Source organism: Shewanella sp. 553 (assembly GCF_059338375.1).
Genome location: NZ_CM181701.1, coordinates 189,762 through 216,198 on the forward strand (window position 1 = coordinate 189,762; position 26,437 = coordinate 216,198).

The 26,437-nt window shown below is 46.2% G+C and carries 21 protein-coding genes, 1 rRNA gene and 2 pseudogenes; 19 read left to right on the top strand and 5 right to left on the bottom strand.

All coding sequences use genetic code 11. The features are described from left to right. The first annotated feature begins 16 nt into the window (after positions 1–16). A 5S ribosomal RNA gene (gene rrf / locus AC5YBZ_RS00945) occupies positions 17–132 on the top strand. A gap of 788 nt (positions 133–920) precedes the next feature. Continuing rightward, positions 921–2,192 carry a CinA family nicotinamide mononucleotide deamidase-related protein gene (locus AC5YBZ_RS00950; RefSeq protein ID WP_494520341.1) on the top strand — a complete coding sequence of 424 codons (1,272 nt, stop codon included), beginning with the start codon at positions 921–923 and terminating at the stop codon, positions 2,190–2,192. A 16-nt stretch (positions 2,193–2,208) separates the two neighbouring features. Here AC5YBZ_RS00950 and AC5YBZ_RS00955 read toward each other — a convergent pair whose 3' ends face one another. Further along, entirely contained in the window at positions 2,209–2,751 is a 543-nt protein-coding gene (locus AC5YBZ_RS00955) for a YceB family lipoprotein (protein ID WP_494520340.1), read from the bottom strand. Further along, a complete protein-coding gene (gene ppc / locus AC5YBZ_RS00960; RefSeq protein WP_494543305.1) occupies positions 2,751–5,387 on the bottom strand; it encodes a phosphoenolpyruvate carboxylase in 2,637 nt (878 codons plus the stop codon). The genes AC5YBZ_RS00955 and ppc overlap by 1 nt, the downstream gene beginning before the upstream one ends. A 517-nt stretch (positions 5,388–5,904) precedes the next feature. Between ppc and argC the strand changes: the two genes are divergently transcribed. From argC to argH, 5 genes are all read left to right on the top strand, one after another. Then, entirely contained in the window at positions 5,905–6,888 is a 984-nt protein-coding gene (argC, locus tag AC5YBZ_RS00965) for an N-acetyl-gamma-glutamyl-phosphate reductase (protein WP_494520338.1), read from the top strand. 22 nt (positions 6,889–6,910) lie between these two features. After that, complete coding sequence (gene argB / locus AC5YBZ_RS00970) at positions 6,911–7,696, top strand: acetylglutamate kinase (protein ID WP_110458996.1); 786 nt, start codon at positions 6,911–6,913, stop codon at positions 7,694–7,696. A gap of 47 nt (positions 7,697–7,743) precedes the next feature. Then, positions 7,744–8,649 carry an ornithine carbamoyltransferase gene (locus AC5YBZ_RS00975; RefSeq protein ID WP_494520337.1) on the top strand — a complete coding sequence of 302 codons (906 nt, stop codon included), beginning with the start codon at positions 7,744–7,746 and terminating at the stop codon, positions 8,647–8,649. Positions 8,650–8,713: 64 nt separating this feature from the next. Further along, positions 8,714–9,931 (top strand): argininosuccinate synthase, encoded by a 1,218-nt coding sequence (locus AC5YBZ_RS00980; protein WP_494543306.1) that lies wholly within the window; start codon positions 8,714–8,716, stop codon positions 9,929–9,931. A 72-nt stretch (positions 9,932–10,003) separates the two neighbouring features. Continuing rightward, positions 10,004–11,368, top strand: a complete 1,365-nt coding sequence (gene argH / locus AC5YBZ_RS00985; protein WP_494520335.1) for an argininosuccinate lyase — start codon at positions 10,004–10,006, stop codon at positions 11,366–11,368. Between the two features lie 103 nt (positions 11,369–11,471). On the opposite strand, the gene AC5YBZ_RS00990 is transcribed toward argH, so the two are convergent. Continuing rightward, complete coding sequence (locus AC5YBZ_RS00990) at positions 11,472–14,021, bottom strand: penicillin-binding protein 1A (protein ID WP_494520334.1); 2,550 nt, start codon at positions 14,019–14,021, stop codon at positions 11,472–11,474. A gap of 185 nt (positions 14,022–14,206) precedes the next feature. On the opposite strand from AC5YBZ_RS00990, the gene AC5YBZ_RS00995 reads away from it, so the two are divergent. From AC5YBZ_RS00995 to AC5YBZ_RS01035, 9 genes and pseudogenes are all read left to right on the top strand, one after another. Next, positions 14,207–15,286 carry a pilus assembly protein PilM gene (locus AC5YBZ_RS00995; RefSeq protein WP_494520333.1) on the top strand — a complete coding sequence of 360 codons (1,080 nt, stop codon included), beginning with the start codon at positions 14,207–14,209 and terminating at the stop codon, positions 15,284–15,286. Further along, positions 15,274–15,852 (top strand): PilN domain-containing protein, encoded by a 579-nt coding sequence (locus tag AC5YBZ_RS01000; protein ID WP_494520332.1) that lies wholly within the window; start codon positions 15,274–15,276, stop codon positions 15,850–15,852. The genes AC5YBZ_RS00995 and AC5YBZ_RS01000 overlap by 13 nt, the downstream gene beginning before the upstream one ends. Further along, positions 15,849–16,468: pseudogene (locus AC5YBZ_RS01005) on the top strand (type IV pilus inner membrane component PilO). Before AC5YBZ_RS01000 ends, AC5YBZ_RS01005 begins: the two are co-directional and overlap by 4 nt. Further along, a complete protein-coding gene (locus AC5YBZ_RS01010; protein ID WP_494520330.1) occupies positions 16,468–16,983 on the top strand; it encodes a pilus assembly protein PilP in 516 nt (171 codons plus the stop codon). Before AC5YBZ_RS01005 ends, AC5YBZ_RS01010 begins: the two are co-directional and overlap by 1 nt. Before the next feature lie 22 nt (positions 16,984–17,005). Continuing rightward, positions 17,006–19,057, top strand: a complete 2,052-nt coding sequence (locus AC5YBZ_RS01015; RefSeq protein WP_494521553.1) for a type IV pilus secretin PilQ — start codon at positions 17,006–17,008, stop codon at positions 19,055–19,057. A 214-nt stretch (positions 19,058–19,271) separates the two neighbouring features. Next, a complete protein-coding gene (gene aroK, locus AC5YBZ_RS01020) occupies positions 19,272–19,787 on the top strand; it encodes a shikimate kinase AroK (protein WP_475515531.1) in 516 nt (171 codons plus the stop codon). A gap of 15 nt (positions 19,788–19,802) precedes the next feature. Next, positions 19,803–20,879 carry a 3-dehydroquinate synthase gene (gene aroB, locus AC5YBZ_RS01025; RefSeq protein ID WP_475515532.1) on the top strand — a complete coding sequence of 359 codons (1,077 nt, stop codon included), beginning with the start codon at positions 19,803–19,805 and terminating at the stop codon, positions 20,877–20,879. A 16-nt stretch (positions 20,880–20,895) separates the two neighbouring features. Further along, positions 20,896–22,353 carry an AAA family ATPase gene (locus AC5YBZ_RS01030; protein WP_494520329.1) on the top strand — a complete coding sequence of 486 codons (1,458 nt, stop codon included), beginning with the start codon at positions 20,896–20,898 and terminating at the stop codon, positions 22,351–22,353. Positions 22,354–22,405: 52 nt separating this feature from the next. After that, a complete protein-coding gene (locus tag AC5YBZ_RS01035; protein ID WP_475515534.1) occupies positions 22,406–23,245 on the top strand; it encodes a Dam family site-specific DNA-(adenine-N6)-methyltransferase in 840 nt (279 codons plus the stop codon). Here AC5YBZ_RS01035 and AC5YBZ_RS01040 read toward each other — a convergent pair. After that, positions 23,242–23,463 (bottom strand): DUF2970 domain-containing protein, encoded by a 222-nt coding sequence (locus AC5YBZ_RS01040; RefSeq protein WP_475515535.1) that lies wholly within the window; start codon positions 23,461–23,463, stop codon positions 23,242–23,244. The genes AC5YBZ_RS01035 and AC5YBZ_RS01040 overlap by 4 nt on opposite strands. Beyond that, positions 23,426–23,773 carry a hypothetical protein gene (locus AC5YBZ_RS01045; RefSeq protein WP_475515536.1) on the bottom strand — a complete coding sequence of 116 codons (348 nt, stop codon included), beginning with the start codon at positions 23,771–23,773 and terminating at the stop codon, positions 23,426–23,428. The genes AC5YBZ_RS01040 and AC5YBZ_RS01045 overlap by 38 nt, the downstream gene beginning before the upstream one ends. A 214-nt stretch (positions 23,774–23,987) precedes the next feature. Here AC5YBZ_RS01045 and rpe point away from each other — a divergent pair, with 214 nt between their 5' ends. The 3 genes and pseudogenes from rpe (at position 23,988) to trpS (ending at position 26,370) form a co-directional block, all read left to right on the top strand. Further along, positions 23,988–24,668: a ribulose-phosphate 3-epimerase gene (rpe, locus tag AC5YBZ_RS01050; protein WP_475515537.1), complete on the top strand. Its 681-nt coding sequence runs from the start codon at positions 23,988–23,990 to the stop codon at positions 24,666–24,668. After that, positions 24,665–25,364 (top strand): annotated as a pseudogene (locus tag AC5YBZ_RS01055) (phosphoglycolate phosphatase). The gene rpe and the pseudogene AC5YBZ_RS01055 overlap by 4 nt, the downstream one beginning before the upstream one ends. 4 nt (positions 25,365–25,368) lie before the next feature. After that, positions 25,369–26,370, top strand: a complete 1,002-nt coding sequence (gene trpS / locus AC5YBZ_RS01060) for a tryptophan--tRNA ligase (RefSeq protein WP_475515539.1) — start codon at positions 25,369–25,371, stop codon at positions 26,368–26,370. Positions 26,371–26,437: the final 67 nt, after the last annotated feature.

Genomic DNA, 26,437 nt, shown 5'->3' on the forward strand with positions numbered 1-26,437 from the left:
TAAATTTCCAAATTTGTCTGGAAACCATAGCATTGTGGTACCACCTGATCCCATCCCGAACTCAGAAGTGAAACGCAATCGCGCCGATGGTAGTGTGGGGTCTCCCCATGTGAGAGTAGGTCATTTCCAGACGCCTAATACGATAAAGCCCGTTGCTAATGCAACGGGCTTTTTTCGTTTTAGCCTGGAGATAACCACTCGAACATGGGGAAGTAAATAGTCCGAACGTAGTGAGGCTCAACCCCATGTAGAGTAGGGTGAAGCGGCTGCGCTTATCAAGCGTAGCTTGATGCTGGAGCTGAACGCGGAGAGCTAGCTCGAAGCTGACCATAACAGACGCCTAATACTTCTCGAAAGAGAGTCGATAAATCCCCAGCATTTTGTGTTGGGGATTTTTTCGTTTAACCGCTGTTGAAATGACCACTCGAACATGGGGAATAGAGCGAGACACCTGCATTTATCAAGTGAAGCTTAATACTGGCTGGGTAGTAAAATTCCACATCTATGTAGGTCAGCGCCGAGATCTAGCTCGAAGCAGATCATCATAGACCCATTTTTGATGCCACTTTAAAAAAGTGAAGACAAAAAGAGTTCTCGAAAGCTCGAAAGGAAAGATAGTCTATAAAGCCCGTTGCTAACGCAGCGGGCTTTTTTGTATTTGGGCTTACCTTGTCTGTTTCTAGTAACTATGTTGCTTGTTATATTCATATAGAAGCGTGAAAAGCACAATACAGCCCAAGGCTGCCAACACCGTGTGTGAAGTGGTATAACTGCGCCCTGGGATTTTTGACGCCGAAGAGTCAACGCATTAATGTCGATACTACCTAGAGGAACTGTCTATTGGTCGAAAATACTATTGCTATTGAATCTTGTGTTGCCTACCTTATGGCAAGATAAGTACGTGGTCTCAAGGGATAGATATGAAAATAGAGATGATTTGCACTGGTGAAGAGGTGCTTTCAGGACAGATTGTAGATACCAATGCCGCGTGGGCAGCCAATGCATTGATGGATCACGGCATAGAGATGCAACAACGTGTCACCGTTGGCGATAGATTGGATGATTTGGTACAGGTCTTTCAAGAAAGAAGCCAACACGCTGATATTATTTTGGTTAATGGTGGCTTAGGGCCGACCAGTGACGATCTATCTTCGTTAGCGATGGCCAATGCTAAAGGTGAACCATTGGTTGAGTGTGCAGAGTGGCGTGCTCGCCTTGAAGAGTGGTTCACTCGAAATGGTCGTCAAATGCCGCCAAGTAACCTTAAGCAGGCGCTGCTACCTGAGTCGGCAATCATGGTTGATAACCCAGTGGGCACGGCTTGTGGTTTTAGGGTAAAGCTCAATCGAGCTTGGTTATTCTTTACTCCGGGCGTGCCATTTGAATTTAAACGTATGGTTGAAGAGCAATTTATTCCATTTGTTAAGCAACAGAGCGACGTCCATGCCGAAGTTGAAGTTTATAAATTATTAACTATTGGTAGTGGTGAATCCGTGTTGGCCAATCAGCTTGAGGAGTTAAGCTTACCTGAAGGGCTGACTTTAGGTTATCGCTCGTTTATGCCGTATATCGAAATTAAATTATTTGCTCGTGGGGCCGAGGCGATTGCACAATTACCTGAGGTGGTTGCTGTTATAAAGCAGCAACTCGGTGAGTGTGTGGTGGCGGATAATAGTGATTCATTAGCTAAGGTCGTGCATCAGTTGCTCCTTGAGCAAGCAAGCAGTTTGAGCGTAGCTGAGTCTTGTACTGGGGGCATGATGGCCAGTAATCTTGTGGCTTTTGCTGGGAGTTCTGGTTATTTACATCAAGGATTAGTCACTTACAGTAACGAGTCTAAGATAAAGGTGCTCGGGGTCAAATCGACCACACTCGATGAGCATGGGGCCGTCTCAATCGCAACAGTCACTGAGATGGCGCAAGGTGTGCGAGGTCTTTTAAACAGTGATTATGCTTTGGCAACTAGCGGCATTGCTGGCCCTGATGGGGGGACAGAGCAAAAGCCAGTTGGTACTGTCGCTATCGCACTGGCCACGGAAAGTGGCACCTATAGTCAAATGCTCAAGTTTCCGGGACGATCTAGGGAGCTAGTACGCGCCCTAAGTACTGCGGTAGCTTTCGATATGTTACGACGCGCACTGTTACAGCAAGCGGTGATCGTGGATTATGGTTATTACCACAGAGTCGAATAGTGATTAAGGTATATTTTTAATCTTTAAAAATCAGTTTTAATTTACCCGGAGTGACCTCAATTCGTTTGGTCATTTCGGCAATTAATGCCTGATTGCTTTGTTGGGTATCGAGTACATAAACGGGTTGAGTCTCAAGAAAGTGGGTTAAAAACCCCATCAGTTGCGGCGCTATTGGTGCGATAGCTGTTTCGATATCTTTAGGCGTTGAGGCGACTTCAACCAAACGCAGTTGGCGTAGATACACACTGTGGGTGTTGGCGTCATACCAAGGCTTGGCTTCAAATTGTGTAGTTAACTTTGCCATGAGTGGCATCAAGGGGTTACGTACCTTAACTGTACTACTGGCAGTAATGGCCATGATGTCAGGTTTATGCCCTAACTTCACAGCCACATCATTAACGCGCATTTCAATGCCAAACAGGGTATTACCCTGCTTGGTGTCGAAATGTATAGCATCATTAAGATAGTTGCTGAGTTGTTTTTCGCTGATGCTGTATTGACTGGCGCACCCAGTCAATAGCAGCAAAATACTCAGCATCGCTATGCGTAAAAGGTTCATCAACCGGTATTTCTCATGCCTGCTGCAACGCCTGCAATGGTGAGCATTAGGGCTAATTCGACATTGCTTGATGCGGCCTCATCTTTGCGAGTTCGGGCCAGTAGCTCTGCCTGTAAAAAGTTTAGGGGATCGATATAAGGGTTACGAAGCTCAACCGATTCTCGATTCCATGGGGTATGTGACATCAAGGTTTCTGCTTGAGTCAGCGCTAACACCGCCTTTATACCCGTGGCCATTCTGCTGCGTAACTCCTCACCAAGATGGTGCAACTCTTTGGGTACTAAGCAGGTTTCGTAATATTTAGCTAGATTAGGTTCGGCCTTGGCATACACCATCTCTAACATAGAAATACGAGTTTCAAAAAATGGCCATTGCTGCTCCATCTCTTGCAGTAGTGCTAGCTCGCCGCGATCGGCTGCCGCTTGTAAGGCTTCACCTGCGCCTAACCACGCTGGCAGCATAAGGCGGTTCTGTGACCAAGCAAAGATCCATGGGATCGCCCTAAGGCTCTCAATTCCACCATCGACCCGGCGTTTGGCCGGACGACTTCCTAAGGGTAGCTTACCCAGCTCTACCTCGGGGGTTGCTGCACGGAAGTAGGCGACAAAGTCAGGTTCGTCTCTGACTATCCTACGATAGGCTTTAACCGAATCGGCTGCTAGCCGCTCCATAGCATCACGCCACTCAGGCTTAGGCTCTGGCGGTGGTAAGAGCGTCGCTTCCATAACGGCCGAGGTGTAGAGTGCCAAGCTTTGTACCGCTAATTTTGGGAGGCCAAATTTAAAGCGGATCATCTCACCTTGTTCTGTTACGCGGATGCGTCCATCTACTGAGCCAGGCGGTTGGGATAAGATCGCTTTGTGTGCCGGTCCGCCCCCACGGCCAATGGTGCCGCCACGACCATGGAACAAAGTGAGTTTAATATCGGCTCGTTTACATATTTGTACTAGCTGCTCTTGAGCGCGGTATTGTGCCCAAGCTGCTGCCATAACCCCGGCATCTTTGGCTGAATCTGAGTAACCTATCATCACCTCTTGGCTACCTTTACAGTAGCCACGATACCAGTCGATATTAAATAGCGCTGACATGCAGCTTGAGGCATTGTTGAGATCATCTAAGGTTTCAAACAATGGCACCACACGCATGGGATGCGGACAGCCGGCTTCTTTTAGCAATAACAGTACGGCTAGCACGTCCGAGGGTTGACTGGCCATGGAGATCACATAGGAACCAAGCGCTTTAGCTGACTGATTGGCGACCAATCTAACGGTGCTTAAGACCTCTGCCACATCATCACTGGGTTGCCAATTATGCGGGATGAGTGGGCGCTTACCCGTAAGTTCTCTAAGCAAGAAGGCTTGTTTTTCGTGTTCATCCCAGTGGTGGTAATCCCCTAAGCCTAAGTAGCGGGTAAGTTCGGCAATGGCATCGCTATGGCGCTGGGCATCTTGGCGAATATCGAGTCTTAGCATGTGGATGCCAAAACAAGCGATACGGCGCAGCATGTCGAGCAATAAGCCGTTAGCAATCAGGCTCATGCCTGACTCTGTGAGGCTGTTGTACAGCAAAGTAAGCGGCTGCTTTAGATCATCTTCATGCCAAATGAGGGTGCTTAAGTCCACTTCGGGAGAGTGACCCTCGAGTCGCAAGTTTAGGTAATCTATGGTATCGCGTAATTTTTGTCTTAAGTCTCGCAGCACATCACGGTAAGGCTCATGACTATGGTTAGTGAGTGCTGACAGCTCTGCGTTCGCCTCTTCCATTGACAGTTCATTGACCAGCAGCACCACATCTTTAAGGTAGAGTCTTGCCGCCGTATGACGGTTACGATCTAAGACTTCTTGGGTAATTTTGGCGGTAACAAAGGGGTTGCCATCACGGTCACCTCCCATCCAACTTGAGAAGCGCACTGGGGCGATATTGGTGGGCAGCTGTTTGCCGGTGCGCTCTTCAACTTGTTCATTGAGTTGACGTAAAAAGTCTGGAATGGCCTGCCACAATGACGCTTCAATAGTGCTCAATCCCCAGCGCGCCTCATCGACGGGTGTTGGGCGTTCATGGCGGATCTCATTGGTATGCCAGATTTGCGCGATCAGTTGGCGTAATCTAAGGTGGTTCTGCTTTTTTTCGCGGTCGGTGAGCTGTGGGTTTTCTAAGGCAGCGAGAATATCGACGACTGCCGAGTATTTTTGTATCAGCGTGCGTCGAGAAATTTCAGTTGGATGGGCTGTCAGTACCAAATCGATATCGAGTGTTTGTAAGCACTCGAGCATGTTATCTTGATCAACTCGGCCGTTAAGCATCCGCCCCAGCAACTGCTCTACAGGATCGGGCACGCAGACTAATTCGTCACAATTTCTACTGATGGTGTGAAATTGCTCGGCAATATTGGCAAGGTTTAAAAATTGATTAAAGGCTTTGGCAAATGGCACTAACTCATCATCGGGAAGGGCGGCTAATAGCGTCAGCATCTGCTCTCTTGCCGCATCATCCCCTTGGCGTGAACTTTTAGCCAAGTGCCTAATCTGTTCAATTTTATCTAAAAATGGCTCATCCAAGTGGGTGCGAATGGTATCGCCTAAGATCTGACCTAAAGTCCCTACATTGGATCGTAACGATGCGTACATATCAGCCATAAATGCTCCATACCTCTAAGTTAATCATTCACAATACCCAGCCAATTAGGCTGCGGTCAAGATAGCACATCTGGATATTACAAACTTATGTGCTGCACATCACTGCTTGACGACACTTAAATTGCATTGTTATTGCATTATCACTTCTGTTTTGGGATTACAGCGGGCTTTATGGCGGCAGCCTAGTTATCGGCTACTATCCTAGGGCTGGGCTGAGTATCAAGTAGCCAAAAAAGCATCAGTTATGACGTTTTTTCGCAAAAACCACCGTAAATATATATTCACAAGCATTGCATAAATAATTTCTCGTGATAATCTATCCAACAGCTAAGGCAAGAGCCTTTATTTACAGCGTATTATTGAGACGATAAATGAAGATTTCATACTTAAAAACAGATTATAAGGTTAGCTACACAAACTTCCTGCGACGATAAACTTGTCATGTTGATATCTCTACCAGGGCTTAAGTTGCGCCCCTCTTTTTCCTTTATGGTTAATTAATAAGAAGTCTATAAGTATGAAAAACATCGCTATAATTGGCGCCAGTGGATACACAGGTGCACAAATAACTGCATTAATTCAGGCCGATAAAGAGTTACAGATACAAGGTCTGTATGTGTCTGAAAACAGTCTCGATAAGGGCAAAGCCCTGGCCGATTTGTATCCTGTATATTGCCATATCACCTTACCGCTATTGCCGCTTTCTGAAGCTGCTAAGCAGACAATAATTACTGAGGCCGATGCCGTTGTGTTGGCGACTGATCATGGTGTCAGTTTGCATCTTGCTGCTTACTTTTATGCTCAAGGATTAACGGTGTTTGACTTAAGTGGTGCTTATCGGTTTGCCGATATGCAGCAATACCCTAAATGGTATGGCTTTGAACATGAATATCCAGAGGTGCTTGCTAACGCGGTTTATGGGTTGGCTGAATGGAATCATGCAGCAATTGCAAACAGTAAAATGATTGCTGTACCAGGCTGTTACCCTACCGCATCGTTGACAGCCCTAAAGCCATTAGCCTCATTACTAGGTGAAAGCCTGCCGGTGATCAATGCGGTTAGCGGAGTAACCGGCGCCGGGAGAAAGGCGCAGCTGCACACCAGCTTTTGCGAAGTAAGCCTCACCCCTTATGGTGTGTTAGGGCATAGACATCAACCAGAAATTGCCATTCAGTTAGGCAAAGAGGTTATCTTCACGCCGCATCTTGGTAACTTTAAGCGTGGGATTTTAGCCACGATTACTGTGCAGCTTAAAGCCGGGGTGACTGAAGCCGATATAGCTAACGCGTATAGCGTCTACAATGAATGCCCACTGGTTCATGTATATCAACATCAATTTCCTAAGGTCGATGATGTCGTGCTGACGCCCAACTGTTTATTAGGCTGGAAATTCGATGCCCAAACGGGGTACCTCGTAGTGGCGAGTGCAATCGATAATTTGATGAAAGGGGCAGCTAGCCAAGCTCATCAATGCATAAAGATTCACTTTAATTATTCATAATCAAATTCACGAGAGAATAGCCATGATATCTTCACAGCAACCTTTAGTACTTAAAGTCGGTGGCGCGCTATTACAGTGCGAAATGGGAATGGCTCGCTTAATGACCACAGCAGCCAATATTATCAAGACAGGACAAGCTGTCATTATGGTGCACGGTGGTGGTTGTTTGGTGGATGAGCAATTGGCCGCCAATGGCATGCAAACCGTTAAGCTTGACGGTTTACGGGTTACGCCAGCTGAGCAGGTACCGATAGTCGTGGGGGCGTTAGCAGGGACATCTAACAAGATATTACAGGCGGCGGCAGTTAAAGCCGGTGTGACCTGCGTAGGCATGAGCCTAGCCGATGGCGGTATTGTCTCGGCGCAGATAAAGGATGAGCAGCTGGGATTTGTCGGCGAAGTTAGCCCAAAAGATGCGACCTATCTGAATTTTATTTTGGCACAAGGCTGGATGCCCATCGTCAGCTCCATCGCTGTGGATGACTTAGGTCAGCTATTAAATGTCAATGCCGATCAGGCAGCAACTGTCTTAGCTAAATTGGTTAATGGCAAATTAGTTTTACTGTCTGATGTGAGCGGCGTACTTGATGGTAAAGGGCAGCTTATTACCTCTTTGAATAAGGCCGAAGCTGCTGAGTTGACTCGTCAAGGTGTTATCGACAAAGGCATGAAAGTTAAAGTGGAAGCGGCTTTAGAAGTGGCGCAGTGGTTGGGGCAACCCGTGCAGGTTGCTTCATGGCGCGATAGTGCTCAGTTAGCGGCATTGGTGCAAGGTGAAGCCATCGGTACTCAAGTACTGCCGCAATAACCTTAATTGAATATTCGCCAAGGATTTTTATTTTCAGGAGTAGAGTTATGAACCACCTATTATCGATTAAAGAGCTGAGCCAACAAGAGTTGGTGGAATTACTGTCATTGGCTAAAACGATCAAAGCGAATCCTGGTGACTACCGCACCGCATTAGACGGTAAGAGTGTGGTGATGTTATTTGAAAAGCCTTCACTACGCACTCGTGTTAGCTTCGATATCGGTATCAATAAACTCGGTGGTCATAGTGTCTACTTAGATCAACAAAATGGTGCCTTAGGCCAGCGCGAACCCGTGTCAGATTTTGCCGCTAACATCTCTTGCTGGGCCGATGCGATTGTTGCGAGAACCTTTTTACATTCAACCGTTGAGGCGCTTGCCGAGCACGGTACAGTACCTGTAATTAATGCCTTATCGGATATGTATCACCCTTGTCAGGGCTTAGCCGATTTCCTCACCTTGGCAGAACAATTTGACGATTTGAGTCAGCTTAAATTGGCTTATGTTGGCGATGGTAACAATGTGACTCACTCCTTGATGTACGGCGCGGCATTATTGGGTGCCACCATGACGGTTATCTGTCCTCAGGGACATTTTCCCGATGGTAAGGTTGTACTCGAAGCGCAAAAAATTGCAGCCGCTCACGGTGGTGAGTTAATGTTAACCACCGATGTTGACAAGATTGCCGGTCACGATGCGATTTATACCGATACTTGGATCTCCATGGGCGACAACACCAGCCTCGATGACATTAACGATAAATTTGGCCCTTATCAGGTTAATAGCACCATGATGCAAAAGGCAGGAGCAAAATATTTTATGCATTGCCTGCCAGCTTACCGCGGCGTAGAGGTAACTGCCGATGTGGTCGATGGCGAAGGATCATTGATTTTACAGCAGGCCGAAAATCGTATGCATGCACAAAATGCCGTATTAGTGACACTATTAAGTTAATTAATTTCCCCTACAACACCGTTGAATGCCTTAGCGTTCATGAATACATCATTAGGAAAGAGTCATGAGTAACGAAACAACAGCAGTAAAAAAAGTGGTATTGGCCTACTCAGGTGGCCTGGATACCTCGGCAATTATCCCTTGGTTAAAAGAGACCTACGATAACTGCGAAATCATCGCTTTCTGTGCCGATGTCGGCCAGAGTGAAGCAGAACTTGAGGGATTGCATGAGAAGGCTATCGCTTCGGGTGCATCAGAGTGCCATATTGTCGATTTAAAAGAAGAGCTGGTGGCCGATTATATCTATCCTACTATCGCCACGGGTGCCATTTATGAAGGGACGTATCTACTGGGTACTTCTATGGCTAGACCGATTATTGCCAAGGCTCAAGTGGAAGTGGCACGTAAAGTTGGCGCCGATGCTTTATGCCATGGCTGTACGGGCAAGGGCAATGATCAAGTGCGTTTCGAAGGCTGTTTCGCGGCACTGGCTCCCGATCTGAAAGTGATTGCACCATGGCGTGAGTGGGAGATGGTGAGCCGGGAAGATCTGCTCGACTACCTTGCCGAGCGAAATATTAAAACCACAGCGTCGGCGACTAAGATTTATAGCCGCGACGCTAATGCTTGGCATATTTCTCACGAAGGTGGTGAACTAGAGGACCCATGGAACGAGCCAAGTAAAGGTGTTTGGACCATGACAGTGGCGCCAGAAGATGCCCCAAATGAAGCCGAATATGTGTCAATTGAAGTGGAAGCTGGCCGAGTCACCAAGGTTAACGGTGAAGCATTATCACCGTATGCGGCGCTCATGACACTTAACACCATTGCCGCGGCACACGGTGTAGGCCGTATCGATATTACCGAAAACCGTTTGGTAGGAATGAAGTCACGTGGTTGTTATGAAACTCCTGGTGGCACTGTGATGTTTGCCGCGCTGCGGGCGATTGAAGAGTTAGTGCTAGATAAGAGTAGCCGTGAATGGCGTGAGCAAGTGGGCGCGCAAATGGCTCATTTGGTTTATGACGGTCGTTGGTTTACGCCGCTGTGTGAATCACTGCTGGGGGCATCGCAGCCGCTGGCAAATCTGGTTAACGGTGAAGTGGTGATTAAGCTCTATAAAGGGCAAGCACAGGCAGTGAAGAAGCGTTCTCCCAATAGCCTATATTCAGAAGCCTTTGCCACCTTTGGTGAAGATGACGTTTATAACCAGAAAGATGCTGAAGGTTTCATTCGTTTATATTCATTAGCTAGCCGCATTAGAGCATTAAACGCTAAGTAATTTAATGAGTTTACCGCTTGCAAGGGGCGAGTTATCGCCCCTGTATTTTTACCGTATTAAGAGGATATCGAGATGGCGTTATGGGGTGGAAGATTTAGCCAAGAGAGCAGTGCACTGTTTAAACTTTTTAACGATTCGTTGCCCGTTGACTATCGCTTGATCGAAGAAGACATTGTTGGCTCAATAGCATGGGCCGATGCTATCGCCTCGGTTGGTATTCTAACTGATGTTGAATGTATTGAACTAAAAAGTGCGCTTAATCAGCTTCTCGATGAAGTTAGCGACAAGCCTGAATTAATTTTGGCCTCAGGAGCGGAAGATATTCACAGTTTCGTCGAGCAATCACTGATTGCCAAGGTCGGCGACTTAGGTAAAAAATTGCATACGGGTCGTTCTCGGAATGATCAGGTGGCCACCGATCTTAAGTTATGGTGTAAAAAAGAGGGGCAAAGCCTATTAGTTTTGCTGGGTAAACTTAGAAGCGCCTTACTGGATTTAGCCGAACGTGAGCTCGATGCTGTTATGCCGGGCTACACCCATCTTCAACGTGCTCAGCCCGTGGCATTTGGTCATTGGTGTTTAGCCTATGTTGAGATGTTCGAGCGTGATATTAGCCGCTTAGAGGATGCGTTAACACGCGCCGATACTTGCCCACTGGGCACTGGTGCACTTGCGGGTACGGCTTATCCTATGGATCGTTACGCGCTGGCGAAATCATTAGGGTTCGCATCACCGACCCTGAACAGTTTAGACACCGTCTCTGATAGAGACCATGTAATTGAATTATGTAGCGATGCGTCGATCAGCATGATGCACTTAAGCCGTATGGCCGAAGACTTAATCTTCTTCAATAGCGGAGAAGCGGGTTTTATCGAGTTAGATGATCAAGTCACTTCTGGCTCATCATTAATGCCGCAAAAGAAAAACCCCGACGCGTTAGAGTTAATACGGGGCAAAACTGGCCGAGTTTACGGTAGCTTAATGGGGATTCTAACCACCATGAAGGCTCTTCCTCTGGCTTACAATAAAGATATGCAAGAGGACAAAGAAGGGCTATTTGATGTGATGGATAGCTGGTCTATTTGTCTGGAGATGGCGGCGTTGGTGTTGTCTGGTTTAAAGGTGAATCGTGAAAATACCCTAAGAGCAGCGCAGCAAGGGTATGCGAACTCGACTGAACTAGCGGACTATCTTGTTGCTAAAGGGATGCCTTTTAGAGAGGCGCACCATGTCGTCGGTGAAGTGGTTGTGGCCGCTATTGCTGAGCAAAAACCGATTGAAGATTTTGCATTATCTAGCTTACAGACCTTTGCCAGCGTGATAGAGCAAGATGTTTATCAATGCCTGACTATCGATTCATGCTTGGCTAAGCGTGAAGCCTTAGGGGGCACTGCATTACCGCAAGTCAAAGCGGCGCTGAGTGCCAAGCAGGCATAAGTGTTATCGTTATCACATTTATGTGAAAAAAAACCTGCCGCGGCAGGTTTTTTTATGGTCAATATTCTGACTTCAATGAGGTGTAGTCGCTCACTCATGTCGCTTATTGGAACAGTTCTTCTACGGCATCATCGATAAAGATGTCATCTTGCTGCTGGGGCTCTGTGGCCGTTTCAGTCGGCTCGGTGCCGCTGATAAAGTATTCAAATGCACTGGTATAGTCAGTTTTACGGCTGAGTTTACCTGTGGCTAAATCAATGCGCGCCGAAACAATCCCCTTGGGTGGTTGCGATGGCTCTTCTGGGGTATTGGCGAGGGCATTTTTCATAAACTCGTTCCAGGCCGGCCCTGCGGTTTTTGCGCCGGCTTCGGCGCCCGATATCTGATCTTTCGCGCCATTAGCATTCCAAGCGGTGCGCCCCAGTTCTTTGCTGTGGTCATCGAAACCAACCCACACCGTGGTGACAAGTTTTGGATTAAATCCACTAAACCAGGTGTCGCGAGATTCGTTGGTGGTACCAGTTTTACCGGCAATATCACGTCGATTAACCACGCGAGCGGCGCGCCAGGCGGTGCCGTTCCAACCCGTGCCTTTGCTCCAATCGCCCCCACCCCAAATAACACTTTTGAGTGCATCGGTAATTAAGAAAGCGGTTTGCTCTGAAATAATGCGCTCGGCATGACGCGCTTCAATAGGGCAACCATTTACGCTTACCGCTTGTGATAATTCATTAGCCGTCTCTGCATTGGTGGCCAGATCTATACCTGTGATCAATGCTGGCTGCGTTTCATTAGGCGCCTCCTCAATTTCGGGAGTACAGGCAAGAGTCGGATTCGACTGCTCAATAGTTTGTTCGTACGCGTTATCAATATGGTCGATATAATAGGGCTCGACGCGATATCCCCCATTAGCGAAGGCCGAAAATGCGGTGACCACCTGCAATGGCGTTACCGAGGGCGAGCCCAATGCTAACGATTCATTTTTGGGCATATCTTCTCTATCGAAACCAAAACGGACTAAGGTATCAATAGTCTCCTCTAAGCCGGCATAACGCATGGCTCTGACAGACATGACGTTAATGGATTGCGCTAGACCTACCCGTAAACGGGTTGGGCCTGTGTATCTGTCGGGGGAATTCTTAGGTCGCCATGCGGTGCCTTGACGGATGTCGGCGTTATTAATGGGCGCGTTATTAATCAAAGTTGCGAGGGTATAGCCTTTTTCTAGCGCGGCAGTATAAATAAACGGCTTAATGTTAGACCCCAGTTGACGTTTAGCTTGGGTCACGCGATTGTATTGGCTGGTGTGGAAACTGTAGCCACCGACTAATGTTTTGATGGCACCATTATGGGGATCAAGAGAGACAATGGCGCTTGCCACCTCGGGGATTTGAGACAACTGCCAGATATCGGCATGGCGGATCCAAATTTGCTCACCGACATTTAATATCTCGCTGGCCACTTTAGGAGCGCGACTTTGACGAGTGTTGCTAATGAACTTACGCGCCCATTTTAATCCCTGCCACTCGAGGGTGATAGTCTGTCCCTCTGCGGTAAGTACTTGGGCATGTTGTTCGGCCACTTCGAGCACGGCAGCGGGTTCTAATCCTTGGAAGCCCTGTGTCTGTTTGAGCTGCTCGATAATGCTTTCGTTTGCTGGTGTAGCAGCGCTCGGCTGCCACAGTACCTTGGTCGCACCGCGGTAACCGTGGCGTTCATCGTAGGCGTAAACATTATTTCTTAAGGCTTGCTGCGCCAGCTGTTGTAGCCTTGAGTCGATCGTGGTGTAAACGTTATAGCCACCAGTATATGCTTCTTCTTCACCATATTTATCAGCTAGATAATCGCGTGCCATTTCAGAAATATAGGGTGCGTATAACTCAACTTCTGCGCCGTGATATTCAGCAGTAATAGGAGCCGCTATCGCCGCTAAGTATTCCTGTTCGGTAATATTATTTTTTTCGAGCATACGGCTAAGTACCCAGTTACGACGATTGATGGCGCGAACGGGATTGCGAATGGGGTTAGCTGCGGATGGCGCCTGTGGCAGACCTGCAATCATGGCAATTTCTGGTAAGGTGAGTTGCGTGAGATCTTTGCCGTAATAGACTTGAGCCGCTGCACCTACGCCATAGGCGCGATTACCTAAAAATGAGCGATTCAGATAGAGGGTGAGGATCTCTTCTTTGTTGAGTGCTTTCTCAATTTTAAGGGCTAAAAAAATCTCTTTAATTTTACGAATATAGGTTTTTTCTCTGGATAAGAAAAACCCCCGGGCAACCTGCTGAGTAATAGTACTTGCCCCTTGACTCTTTTTACCAGTAGTGGCCAAAATAAAGGCAGCGCGAATGATACCGATAGGATCGATCCCTTTGTGTTCAAAGAAACGAGCATCTTCGGTATCGAGCACCGCGTTGATCAGTTGCTGGGGGACCTGTGAGTATTCCACCGGAATGCGGCGCTTTTCACCGAACTGTGAAATTAGCTTGCCATCGGCACTGTAAATGCGCAGCGGAGTTTGTAATTTTACCGTCTTAAGGGTGGTGACATCGGGAAGATCGGGAAGTACATAAAAGTAGGCGGCGGCAATAGCACCTACTCCTAAAAGAGTGAGGCTAAATAGCGCGATAATAATTCGTTTAAACCACTTCACCAGATTATTCCAATAAATAGAGCAGGCACAACAGTATATAAGGCGAGCGGCTATTGGTGAAGCAAAAATGGTTGTCAAAAAAATGGCAATTGTAAAAGTGACAAACATTTTGTACAAATAGCTATAACGAGTTGATTTTGTGCTAATCTAATTGCTGAAATTATAACAAAAAAGTGATGATGGATATGCTTTCAAATTTATGGAAGCGTCAGGCTCCGCAGATGGTGGGTATCGATATTGGTTCTCACGAAATAAAAGCAATCCTGCTGAGTAAGACTGCTGATGGTTATAAAATTTTGAGTCATGTGGCGGTACCTGTCAAAAAGGGAGCGGTAACCGATCATGAAGTACGTGATACCGACGCCGTTTTAGAGTCGCTTAAATTAATCAAGCGCGCATTGCCTAAATCGGTTAAATATGCGGCAGTTGCCGTGTCGGGTTCGGCTGTTATGACCAAAGTTATTTACATGGACGCTTCGCTGAGCGAAGAGGAGATGGAAACTCAAATTGAAATTGAAGCCGATAACTTAATTCCTTATTCACTCGATGAGGTCAGCATCGATTTTGAAACACTCAATGTGAATAGCACCGATCCTTCAAAAGTCGATGTGCTACTCAGCGCATGTCGCACTGAAAATATTGATGCTAGAGTCGATAGTTTGGATGACATTAATCTCGAAGCTAAAGTCGTCGATATTGAAGGTTATGCATTGGGGCGCGCTTTTGAATTAGTTGCGGCACAACTTCCTGACGGTGGTAAAGATAAAGTCGTTGCACTCGTCGATATTGGTGCCAACATGACGACTTTTTCAGTGGTTGAAGGTGGAGAAACTACCTTTATTCGCGAACAAGCATTTGGTGGCGAGCACTTTACCCAATCGATTCTATCTTTTTATGGCATGTCTCATGAGCAGGCTGAAACCGCGAAAGTAGCTGGTTCCCTGCCGCGCAATTATATGTTTGAAGTGTTATCGCCCTTTCAGAACCAGTTGCTGCAACAGATTAAACGTACGCTGCAAATATATTGTACCTCCAGTGGTAAAGATAAAGTCGATTATATTGTTTTATGTGGTGGCACTTCGAAACTTGAAGGAATGGCAAGCTTGCTGACCAATGAATTGGGTGTGCAAAGCATTATTGCCGATCCCTTTTCTGGATGTTTACATGCCGATGAAGAAATAAAAGCTCGCCTGCAGCCAACAATTAATAAATATATGGTTGCGTGTGGTTTAGCGCTTAGGAGTTATTCTGAATGGCGAACATAAACTTACTTCCATGGCGAGAAGAAGCGCGAGAAAAACAAAAGCGTGATTATTTGGGCATATTAGTAGCGGTGTTTATTGCAGCCTCGCTATTGGTTTATGCCGCATTAATGGTCGTGGATATGATGACCGAAGAGCAGCGTGGCAGGAATGCCTATTTGCAATCTGAAATTCAGTTATTAGAAAAGCAGATTGCTGAAATCAAGAAAATTCGCGAGCGCAAAAAAGATATCGAACGTCGCACCGAGATTATTCTTAATTTGCAACAGGCTCGAAATCTACCCACTCACGTGTTAGATGAACTCGTGCGCATTGTTCCCCCCGGAATATACCTATCAAGTATCGAAAAGAAAGGCAGCTTGCTATGGATAGAGGGGCGGAGTGAATCTAATAACAATGTGGCTAATATGATGCGTAAAGTTAAAACATCACTGTGGCTACATGATCCCAATATGCAGTCTATTGTTGCTCAAAATGAAGCGATGCGTCAGTTACAACGATTCAGTTTACGTGTTTCTATTAGTGACGAGAGTGCAGAAAATAGTACTGCCCAAGGAGCCAGCAAATGAAACTCGATCTGAGTGAATTTAACGATCTCGACTTTGAAAATATTGGGGGTTGCCAACTCAGGTTAAGGTGGTTTTTGCAACGTTATTGGCGATTCTGATTTTTATTGCCAGTTACTTCTTATTTATTTCAGATGCCATTGATACGTTAAACCGGGAACAAGATAAAGAGATCACACTGCGTGATGATTTCAAAGCGAAATATCAACTAGCGGCTAACCTCAAGTTATATCGTGATCAACTTACCGAAATGGAAATTCAGTTTGCAGAATTACTTAAAATGTTACCCTCGCAAAATGAAATGCCAGGACTGTTAGACGATCTGACGTTTGTTGCTACCGATTCAGGTCTGGGGATAGAAAGCCTCGAATGGCAAGAAGAGATCCAGCGTGATTTCTATATTGAATTTCCTATCAGCATGTCGGTCACTGGTGATTATCATGAGATGGGACAGCTAGTGAGTGATGTCGCCAAACTACCTCGCATCGTGAGCTTGCATGACTTTGTGATTAAGCGGAGTGATCAGGGTCTGCTAGCTATGGAGATATTAGCCAAGACCTATCGCTTTAAAGAAGGCGCTCAGTTACCCAAAGATAAAAATGCCAAGGGGGCTAAGTAATGAAACTGCTACCCTGGTTAGTATTAATTATTGCTTTAACAGGTTGTATGGGAGATCGCAGCGATTTAGAGGAGTTTGTTACTACCACTAAGGCGCAGCATGTTGCTTATGTTCCACCATTAAAACAACCGCCGACATTTGAACATTTCGTATATCAAGCTCATTTGATGCGCAGTCCTTTTGTGCCACCATCACGTGAATTAACTGAAGAGGTGATCGATACGACAAAAGATTGCCTTCAACCCGATTTAAAGCGTCGTAAAGGGCGATTAGAAACTTATGCGTTAGATAATTTAAAAATGCGTGGTACGTTAAGTGAAAAGGAAACGATTTGGGCATTAATAGAAACAAACGATGGTAGTGTTTATCGATTAGGTCTCGGTGAGTATTTAGGGTTGTATCACGGACGAATTGCTAAAGTAACACCGCAAACAGTCGAAATAATAGAACTAATTCCAGATGGTTCAGGTTGCTGGGCTGAAAGATTAAGCAACATGGAGCTGACTGGTGAATAACAAGCGAAGGATGAGGGGAATGATGGAGTCTTCTGCCGCGAAACATGCATTACTAACAATGTCACCTTTAATTAAGGCGGCCTTAGGGCTAGCGTTAATATTAGGTGTGGCACCGTATTCTTCAGCTGCAAACCGCTTAGTGGATGTTAAATACCACTCGGTCGTTGATCACCAGCTAGAGCTACAGTTGATATTTGAAGAGAATGTCGCAGAGCCAGAGATTAATCTCAATGCGTCACCCGCCCAAATTATTTTGGGATTTGATGACAGTTTATCTGGTTTAGAAAAATCGCGATTACCCGTCGATAATGTCGGCGTCAAAGCAGTGTCAACATCTCAAAATAGCGACAGGCTGAATGTGCTGGTGGACTTAACTAAGGTAAAGGCGTACCAAGGTAAAGTGCTTGGCAATATCTATAGATTAACGATTAATGATGAAGTTGTCGATCGCAGTGAAAGCTCGGTTAATCCATTTGTTAATGGTGTAAAAAACATTGATTTTCGTCGCACGACTGAAGGCGGTGGCGAGTTATTGATCAAACTGAATAACGCCTCAGTTGCCGCCAATGTTGAACAGATTGGAGCCAAATTAGAACTCAAATTATATAACACGGATATTGGCTCAGACCTGTTATATGTCATGGATGTACAAGACTTTGCCACTCCAGTTAGAAGTTTTGAAACTTTTAAAGAAGAACTTACCACCCGCTTACTCATCAATATTGAAGGTCAATATGATTTTGATTATAAGCAGGAGGGCGAGCTATTTCGCTTAAGTGTAAATAAGGCAGTAAGGGCGAATGTCGTAAAAGAAGAAAAGAAGTATGAGGGACGCTCGCTGTCACTTAACTTTCAGAGTATTTCGGTACGTACCGTGCTGCAAATCATTGCCGACTATAACAACTTTAACCTAGTCACTAGCGATACCGTTGAGGGGGACATTACCCTTAGACTCGATGATGTGCCATGGGACCAAGCTTTAGATTTAATTCTACAAACTAAAGGGCTAGATAAGCGCATCGAAGGCAATATTTTGATGGTTGCACCAGCCGAGGAGATGGCAATACGCGAAAGCCAAGAGCTTAAGAATATGCAGGAAGTGAAGGAGCTTGCTCCGCTTTACTCTGAATATTTACAGGTTAATTATGCTAAAGCGCTCGACATTGCCGCCTTGTTGAAAGGAGAAACGTCGAGCTTATTGTCTGCACGCGGTACGGTTGCAGTCGATGAACGAACCAATACCTTATTGGTTAAAGACACCGAAGAAAGTTTAGAAAATATTCACCGTTTAATTGAGGTATTAGACATTCCCATTCGTCAGGTTTTGATTGAATCGCGTATGGTTACGGTGAAAGATGATGTATCGGAAGACTTAGGAATTCGTTGGGGTATTACCGATCAACAGGGCAGCAAAGGCACTTCAGGTAGTTTAGGTGGCGCCAATGATATCGCTAACGGTATTGTGCCTGATATTGGTGATCGTCTTAATGTTAACCTACCTGCTGCCGCATCCAACCCCGCTAGTATTGCATTTCATGTGGCTAAGTTAGCCGATGGAACCTTACTGGATCTGGAGTTAAGCGCACTTGAGCAGGAAAGCAAAGGTGAGATCATCGCCAGTCCGCGCATTATGACCTCTAATCAAAAGGCGGCTTATATTGAGCAAGGTGTTGAGATCCCTTATGTGGAGTCGGCTTCTAGCGGTGCAGCAACGGTGCAGTTTAAGAAGGCAGTGTTATCGCTACGAGTAACACCGCAAATTACCCCGGACAACCGAGTTATTTTGGATCTTGAAATTACACAGGATTCACAGGGTAAAGTGGTGGATACTCCGCTTGGGCAGGCTGTTTCTATTGATACTCAACGTATTGGTACTCAAGTGCTAGTGGATCATGGCGAGACGATTGTGCTCGGCGGCATTTACCAGCAACAACTGATCAATCGCGTCAGTAAGGTACCAGTATTGGGTGATATTCCTTTCGTGGGCTATCTGTTTAGGAATACTTCTGATAAAAATGAACGTCAAGAGTTGCTCATTTTCGTAACGCCAAAAATCATTTCAGAAGAACTTTAAGCTTTGATGCTTATGGCAAAAAAGCCAGCGTGTAGACGCTGGTTTTTTTATAGGTGGGTATAATTTCATAGAATTTACTCGCATCACTTGCCTTTGAGGTGGGATAACTGAGATAATCCATGGTCAAGTCTCATTAGAGCAAGGTAACATTTAAGGTCGACCTGATTTTCTGGTTGGCGTAGGCAAACTTCATATAAGATTCAGACGTAAAGCAATGGCTGAAAAACGTAATATTTTCCTAGTAGGTCCTATGGGGGCTGGTAAAAGCACTATAGGTCGTCATCTGGCGCAGATGCTCCATTTAGAATTCCACGATTCAGATCAAGAAATTGAAAACCGCACTGGTGCGGATATTGCGTGGGTATTTGACGTTGAGGGCGAAGAGGGTTTTCGTCGTCGCGAAACACAAGTTGTCGCTGACTTAACTGAAAAACAAGGTATTGTTTTAGCAACTGGCGGCGGATCAATCGAGAGTAAAGATATTCGCAACAATCTTTCTGCTCGTGGCATAGTGGTCTATTTAGAGACCACTATCGACAAGCAAGTTGCGCGTACGCAACGAGATAAGCGTCGTCCGTTACTACAAGTAGATGACCCTCGTGAAGTGTTAGAAAAACTTGCTGAAACGCGCAACCCTCTTTACGAAGAGATTGCTGATATCATCGTCAAAACCGATGAACAAAGTGCAAAAGTGGTTGCCAATCAAATTATTGAACAGTTAGGTTTTTAATCATTAGGCGGTAGCATGGAACGGATTCAGGTTGAACTTGGTGTACGTAGTTACCCGATTTATATTGGCCCGAATCTGCTGGAGAAGCTCGAATTATTTGAGCCGCACCTCCAGAACAAAAAAGTGCTTATCGTCAGCAATGATACAGTAGCGCCCCTGTACCTTGAAAGGGTACAGGCGCTATTGACTCCTTTTCAATGTGCTACGCCGGTCATCTTACCTGACGGTGAACAGTACAAAACATTAACAAGAATGGATGATATCTTGACCTCACTGCTGTCGCAGAACATGGGGCGAGATACTGTGCTTATCGCGCTGGGTGGCGGCGTTATCGGTGATATGACCGGTTTTGCAGCGGCTTGTTATCAACGCGGAGTCGACTTCATTCAAATACCGACGACATTATTATCTCAAGTTGACTCTTCTGTTGGCGGCAAAACGGCAGTTAATCATCCCTTAGGGAAAAATATGATTGGCGCGTTTTATCAACCGCAATTAGTGGTCATAGATACACAATGTTTACACACGCTACCGGCGAGAGAATTTGCTGCAGGTATGGCGGAGGTGATTAAGTACGGTATCATTTGGGATCAGGCTTTTTTCTGTTGGCTTGAAGATAATGTCGCGGCGCTGCAGCGGTTAGATGAATCGGCCTTACAATATGCGATTGCCCGTTGCTGCCAGATAAAAGCAGATGTTGTCGCACAAGATGAAACCGAACAAGGGGTGCGAGCCTTGCTCAATCTCGGCCACACCTTCGGCCATGCCATTGAGGCTGAAATGGGTTACGGTGTTTGGCTGCATGGTGAAGCGGTTGCTGCCGGTACTGTGCTTGCTGCTCAAACGGCTTGTAAAATGGATCTGATCGAACAAAGTGTTGTTGAGAGAATTACAACACTCTTTACTGCTTTCGATCTACCGACTCAGGCGCCTAATTGCATGGGTTTTGAACAGTTTATTAAGCATATGCGTCGTGATAAAAAAGTGCTTCAAGGCAAGCTTAGGTTAGTGTTACCCGAAGGCCTAGGCCAAGCGGGGATTTATGCTAACGTTCCTGAGCCTCTGTTAGAAGAGATCCTTTGCCGCGCTTAACTTGTGTGGTGATCTTGTGACATTTCAAGCTTCGATATTATTACCTAGCCAAGAATCCTTGCTGCATCGTTTGCAGCACGTGATCTTATATGGTCAGCAGTTGACCGTATTAACAGGTGATGATGGTGCAGGTAAAACCACCATAGTCACAGCGCTTGTCGATGCACTCGATGGGGTTAGTTCCGCCTTGGTTACGTGCCCGCAGCACGCCGATTGCGCTGAAATTCGTCGTAAAATCTTGGTGCAGTTATTGTCAGAACCTGTTTTCGATGATGAGTTGCCACTGCCAGAAACCCTGCTAGATTTAGCACAAGCTTTACCGACTCAGAGCCATATAGTGCTCGATGATGCTCACCATCTCCCGCTGGATATTTGGGCCGAATGCATAGTGTTAAGCCAAATGCAGTTGGTGGGTAAAAGCCTTTCGGTAACACTTACCGCCCCCAATGTATTTTTAGGCCAATTATTAGCACAACTGCCAGAGAGTCAACATCAACTGTTACTTCCCATGGTGATCGAGCCGTTAACCTATGCCGAGCGCGAGGCACTCTATTACACCTTGTTGCAGCGCAGTGAGCAAACCACGTTTACCCCCAGAGATATTGTTAAAGACCAACTGCAACAGCAGCGAGGTTTACCGAGTGAGGTGGTGACGTTACTGTCACTTGCGCTTGATGGCGAGCCTGACCCCCAAGTTAAAAGAGGCTGGCTTAAGCCGGCGCTACTGATACTGTTGGCTGGTATCATTGTCGTTGCTGGGTATGTTTACATGCTACCGGATGTTGAGCCACCAGTCTTACCTCAACAAGATACTGTCGCCTCCGTTCGTGCAAGAAGCGCTAATATCGCTTATGGTGAGGCGTTGTTAGCCCGCTATTTTTCAGGCTCGCAAGTGCCTCATGCTGAGGTGATTGTTGAAGGGTCGATAGTGGTCGTGCCCTTGCGGCATGATGCCGTGATAGCTGCTGAGCAGAGCGTGGAAAATCCGTTAAGTGATGTCGTAGAGGCCGAATATAGTGAAGTGGGGCAGTTTGAAACCATCAGTAGCGATAGGGCGGAGATGCAGCTGCATAATGATAAGGTGGAGGTTTTTGCTGTCAAAAATGATGCTGCTGCAGTGGCAACACCAGCGCTACAGCCACAGCCAGAGGTTGAGTCGAGCCAGAATAATAGCGGTGCATTAAACAACCAAATGCCACAGGTGGGCTACACATTACAACTAGCCAGTGTTAAAAAGCTCAAGTCACTCAATGAAGTGATTGCACAGCTTGATGGCTCAGATAATATCAAAGTAGCACGCTATAAGCAGCGCTGGGTCGTGCTATACGGGCGTTATAACTCTCGTGAACAGGCAATGGCAGCAGCCCTGCGTTTACAAAATGAATTAGGAGTTGCACCACCTTGGTTGCGAGTGTGGAGTGATTTATCTCAATATGAGTTACAACAACGGCTCCCGACTCGTGAAATTCAATAATAAACAGAGTACAATCGGCACCTTGTTTTCATGGCGCATTCAATCGATTTAGATGATTAAAAAGCAAAGGGCCTTTCTTAAGTGGGCTGGTGGAAAATTTAAGCTGGTTGATGCTCTCACGCAACACCTTCCCCAAGGCGACCGATTAGTCGAACCTTTTGTCGGTGCTGGTTCAGTATTTCTCAATACTGATTACCAGCAGTACCTGCTATGCGATATTAATCATGACTTGATTAACCTGTACAAAATCGTGCAAGCCACCCCTGAAAAGTACATTCGGGCGGCTAAGGCAATGTTTGTCGATGCTAAGAATGACAAACAAGTCTATTACCAAGTTCGCAGCGAATTTAATCAGGTAAGCGATCCATTTTTACGTTCGGTCTATTTTCTCTATATGAATCGTCACGGCTTTAATGGTTTGTGCCGCTACAATAAGAAAGGCGGCTTTAATGTGCCTTTTGGCTCATATAAAAGACCCTACTTCCCTCACGATGAGATCATGGCGTTTGCCGAAAAAGCTCAGCAGGCGGAGTTTCGCTGTATCGGATACGAAGAGGCGTTCAGCTTTACCCAAAGTGGTGACGTTGTTTATTGCGATCCGCCGTATGCGCCATTATCGACGACAGCCAGTTTTACCACCTATGTGGGCTCAGGTTTTAGCTTAGATGATCAGGCATTACTGGCCCGAAAGGCGCGGCACACCGCGATTGATCGTGGTATTCCCGTGTTAATTAGTAATCATGACATTCCATTAACCCGCGAGCTCTATCACGGTGCCCGTTTCGATACCATTCAGGTGCAACGTAACATTAGCCAAAATGGCAGTGGGCGTAAAAAAGTGGATGAGTTGATGGCGCTATATGATGATAGATATCATAGCGAAAACGATTAAGTCAGTACCAAATTAACAATAACGATTAAGCCTATCACCAAGCCAATGGCTAAAATTATCCCCATGATAAGATAGGGGATAGCAGAGTGAGATTGAAAGTCTCGCTGGCGGTTATGCTCGGTTTGCACGCCAAAAAAAGCAGCTAAAGTGCTAAATAGTAGTTGGATGAGGGAGCGCCTTTTAGTAGCGATTTTTTGGGCTCGTGGGATTAATGTCATCCATCGGGCTGCTTTTATGGCCATGGAGTAATTCTAGTAGGTCGACAAAATGGAACTGACTCGAGCGGCTGTTACCTGTTAACCAATTTATCCAGCTAACATTATCCGATGGTTGCGGACAGCGATTAGCCGGGTGACTTGCAGGTAATGCCGAGTTATAAGCGGTATTGCTATCATGTTCACAGGTCGATGAGTTAGTGCTCTGGATATTCCCCTTAACGTTTACGGTTACAACCCCGACAGCAAATGCTGTAAACGCCAGCAGTCCTGCTGACTTAAGGTTGCCCGACAGTTTTAGCTTATTATTCATGTCTACATCCTGTATCGCACGTAAATATAACAATTGGCAACATTATAGCAAAGCCGTTTATATTTTGAACATCTATTTCCACAGGCGTTCAAGCGGCCTGAATAAAAGCACTCATTTCTGAGTTTGAGCACATTTAATGCCACTAAAGCCCTAGAGAGGCAGTAAGGCATTGAGGTAGAATAGCGTATTTATTATCCACACTAGTGAGTTAACCATGCGTCCATTTTTAATTGCTCCCTCGATTCTTTCTGCCGATTTTGCCCGCCTTGGGGAAGATGTTGATGCCGTGCTCAGTGCGGGTGCCGATGTCGTTCACTTTGATGTGATGGACAATCATTACGTACCTAACCTAACCATAGGTCCTATGGTGTGTAAGGCGCTGCGTGACTATGGTGTCACGGCCGATATAGATGTGCACCTAATGGTTAAGCCTGTGGATCGTATTATTCCGGACTTTGCTGACGCTGGTGCGTCGATCATCACCTTTCACCCAGAAGCCTCAGAGCATATCGATAGAAGCTTACAGTTAATTAAAGAGGCGGGCTGTAAGGCTGGGCTGGTGTTTAATCCTGGTACGCCACTGCATTATCTTGATCATGTGATGGATAAGCTGGATGTGATTTTATTGATGTCAGTTAACCCTGGATTTGGCGGTCAGTCGTTTATTCCATCAACACTGGACAAATTACGTCAAGTGCGTCAGCGCATCGACGCCAGTGGCTTTGATATTCGTCTCGAAGTCGATGGCGGCGTTAAGGTCGACAACATTGCCGAAATTGCTGCCGCTGGCGCCGATATGTTTGTGGCGGGCTCGGCGATTTTTAGCCAACCAGATTATAAAGCGGTCATTGATGAGATGCGCGTAGAACTGGCGAAAACAGAGGTTAAGTCATGATCCATGCAAAGCAAATTAAGGCAATAGCCTTTGATCTAGACGGTACGCTCATCGACAGTGTGCCTGATCTTGCAGCCGCCACCAATGCCATGCTGGCAGAGCTAAATCTGCCTAGCTGTAGTGAGCCACAGGTACGTTCGTGGGTGGGCAATGGTGCCGAAAAGTTAGCCGAGCGAGCACTCAGCTTTGCCCATGATAGGGTGATAGATGCGGCCGAATTAGCCGATGCTATGCCGCTGTTTATGCGCCATTATCAAGCCAATTTACAGCAACACAGTAAATTGTATGACGGTGTTAAGCCGGTATTACAGCAGCTGCATGCCGCCGGATATCGCTTGGCTGTGGTCACGAATAAGCCTTATCGTTTTACCATGCCCTTACTGGGAGGCCTTCGACATTGCCGAGTTCTTTAGCCTAGTGCTGGGCGGTGACTCGTTAGCCAAAATGAAACCCGATCCTATGCCGTTAACTCACCTATTAACCCAGTGGCAGTTAACACCAGAGCAGCTTTTAATGGTGGGCGATTCTAAAAACGACATTTTAGCGGCCAAAGCGGCGGGTATTGCCTCAATCGGCTTGACCTATGGGTATAACTACGGTGAAGATATCGGGCTCAGCGGTCCAAGCGCCGTATGTGAACAATTTAGTGAAATAACAGCATTAATTAACTTAACTGCTGAATCAACGGAGCAATAAACGAATGACTGCAAAACCTATCGTGTTTAGTGGTGCTCAACCATCTGGTGAGCTGAGTATTGGTAACTACATGGGTGCTCTGCGTCAGTGGGTGGGTATGCAAGACAGTCATGACTGTATTTATTGCGTTGTCGATCTCCATGCGATCACCGTTAGACAAGATCCGATTAAATTACGTGAAGCCTGTCTAGACACGCTAGCCATCTATTTGGCCTGCGGTATCGATCCTAAAAAGAGCACCGTCTTTTTACAGTCTCAGGTTCCTCAGCATACGCAATTAAGCTGGGCGTTAAACTGCTACACCCAAATGGGTGAGCTAAATCGAATGACCCAGTTCAAAGATAAGTCACAAAAACATGCCAATAATATCAACGTAGGTTTGTTCGATTATCCCGTATTGATGGCGGCCGACATTTTGCTGTATCAAGCCAACGAAGTGCCTGTTGGCCAAGATCAGAAACAGCACTTAGAGTTAACGCGTGATATTGCGACTCGCTTTAATAATGCCTATGGCGATACTTTTGTGGTACCAGAGCCCTTTATTCCGGCAACGGGGGCTAAGGTGATGTCGCTGCAAGATCCGTTGAAGAAGATGTCTAAGTCTGACGATAATCGTAATAATGTTATCGGCTTACTTGAAGATCCTAAAGCGATCATGAAGAAAGTCAAAAAAGCGATGACCGATAGTGAAGAGCCACCAGTGGTGCGTTTTGATGTCGATGCTAAGCCAGGCGTGTCTAACTTGCTGAGTTTAATGTCGGGCTGTACTGGCCAGTCGATTGCCAGTCTGGAAGCCGAGTTTGAAGGTAAGATGTATGGTCATTTAAAAGTGGCCACAGGTGAAGCTGTAGTGAATATGTTGGAGCCACTACAAGCGCGTTTTCACGAATTTAGAGCCGATCAAACCTTCCTTAATCAAGTGATGCAAGAAGGGGCTGAAAAAGCACGAGCGCGTGCCGAGGTTACGCTGAAGCAGGTATACGAAAAGATTGGCCTTATCGTCTAATCGATAGCCAATATTTTGTGTTAAAAAGCCAGCTAAGCTGGCTTTTTGCATTGCCACCAATGAAAAC

Excerpts from the sequence above, each read along its gene's own strand:
- AC5YBZ_RS00950 (WP_494520341.1), top strand. The coding sequence starts at position 921 with ATGAAAATAGAGATGATTTGCACTGGTGAAGAGGTGCTTTCAGGACAG.
- AC5YBZ_RS00955 (WP_494520340.1), bottom strand. The coding sequence starts at position 2,751 with ATGAACCTTTTACGCATAGCGATGCTGAGTATTTTGCTGCTATTGACT.
- ppc (WP_494543305.1), bottom strand. The coding sequence starts at position 5,387 with ATGGCTGATATGTACGCATCGTTACGATCCAATGTAGGGACTTTAGGT.
- argC (WP_494520338.1), top strand. The coding sequence starts at position 5,905 with ATGAAAAACATCGCTATAATTGGCGCCAGTGGATACACAGGTGCACAA.
- argB (WP_110458996.1), top strand. The coding sequence starts at position 6,911 with ATGATATCTTCACAGCAACCTTTAGTACTTAAAGTCGGTGGCGCGCTA.
- AC5YBZ_RS00975 (WP_494520337.1), top strand. The coding sequence starts at position 7,744 with ATGAACCACCTATTATCGATTAAAGAGCTGAGCCAACAAGAGTTGGTG.
- AC5YBZ_RS00980 (WP_494543306.1), top strand. The coding sequence starts at position 8,714 with ATGAGTAACGAAACAACAGCAGTAAAAAAAGTGGTATTGGCCTACTCA.
- argH (WP_494520335.1), top strand. The coding sequence starts at position 10,004 with ATGGCGTTATGGGGTGGAAGATTTAGCCAAGAGAGCAGTGCACTGTTT.
- AC5YBZ_RS00995 (WP_494520333.1), top strand. The coding sequence starts at position 14,207 with ATGCTTTCAAATTTATGGAAGCGTCAGGCTCCGCAGATGGTGGGTATC.
- AC5YBZ_RS01000 (WP_494520332.1), top strand. The coding sequence starts at position 15,274 with ATGGCGAACATAAACTTACTTCCATGGCGAGAAGAAGCGCGAGAAAAA.
- AC5YBZ_RS01010 (WP_494520330.1), top strand. The coding sequence starts at position 16,468 with ATGAAACTGCTACCCTGGTTAGTATTAATTATTGCTTTAACAGGTTGT.
- AC5YBZ_RS01015 (WP_494521553.1), top strand. The coding sequence starts at position 17,006 with ATGGAGTCTTCTGCCGCGAAACATGCATTACTAACAATGTCACCTTTA.
- aroK (WP_475515531.1), top strand. The coding sequence starts at position 19,272 with ATGGCTGAAAAACGTAATATTTTCCTAGTAGGTCCTATGGGGGCTGGT.
- aroB (WP_475515532.1), top strand. The coding sequence starts at position 19,803 with ATGGAACGGATTCAGGTTGAACTTGGTGTACGTAGTTACCCGATTTAT.
- AC5YBZ_RS01035 (WP_475515534.1), top strand. The coding sequence starts at position 22,406 with ATGATTAAAAAGCAAAGGGCCTTTCTTAAGTGGGCTGGTGGAAAATTT.
- AC5YBZ_RS01040 (WP_475515535.1), bottom strand. The coding sequence starts at position 23,463 with ATGACATTAATCCCACGAGCCCAAAAAATCGCTACTAAAAGGCGCTCC.
- AC5YBZ_RS01045 (WP_475515536.1), bottom strand. The coding sequence starts at position 23,773 with ATGAATAATAAGCTAAAACTGTCGGGCAACCTTAAGTCAGCAGGACTG.
- rpe (WP_475515537.1), top strand. The coding sequence starts at position 23,988 with ATGCGTCCATTTTTAATTGCTCCCTCGATTCTTTCTGCCGATTTTGCC.
- trpS (WP_475515539.1), top strand. The coding sequence starts at position 25,369 with ATGACTGCAAAACCTATCGTGTTTAGTGGTGCTCAACCATCTGGTGAG.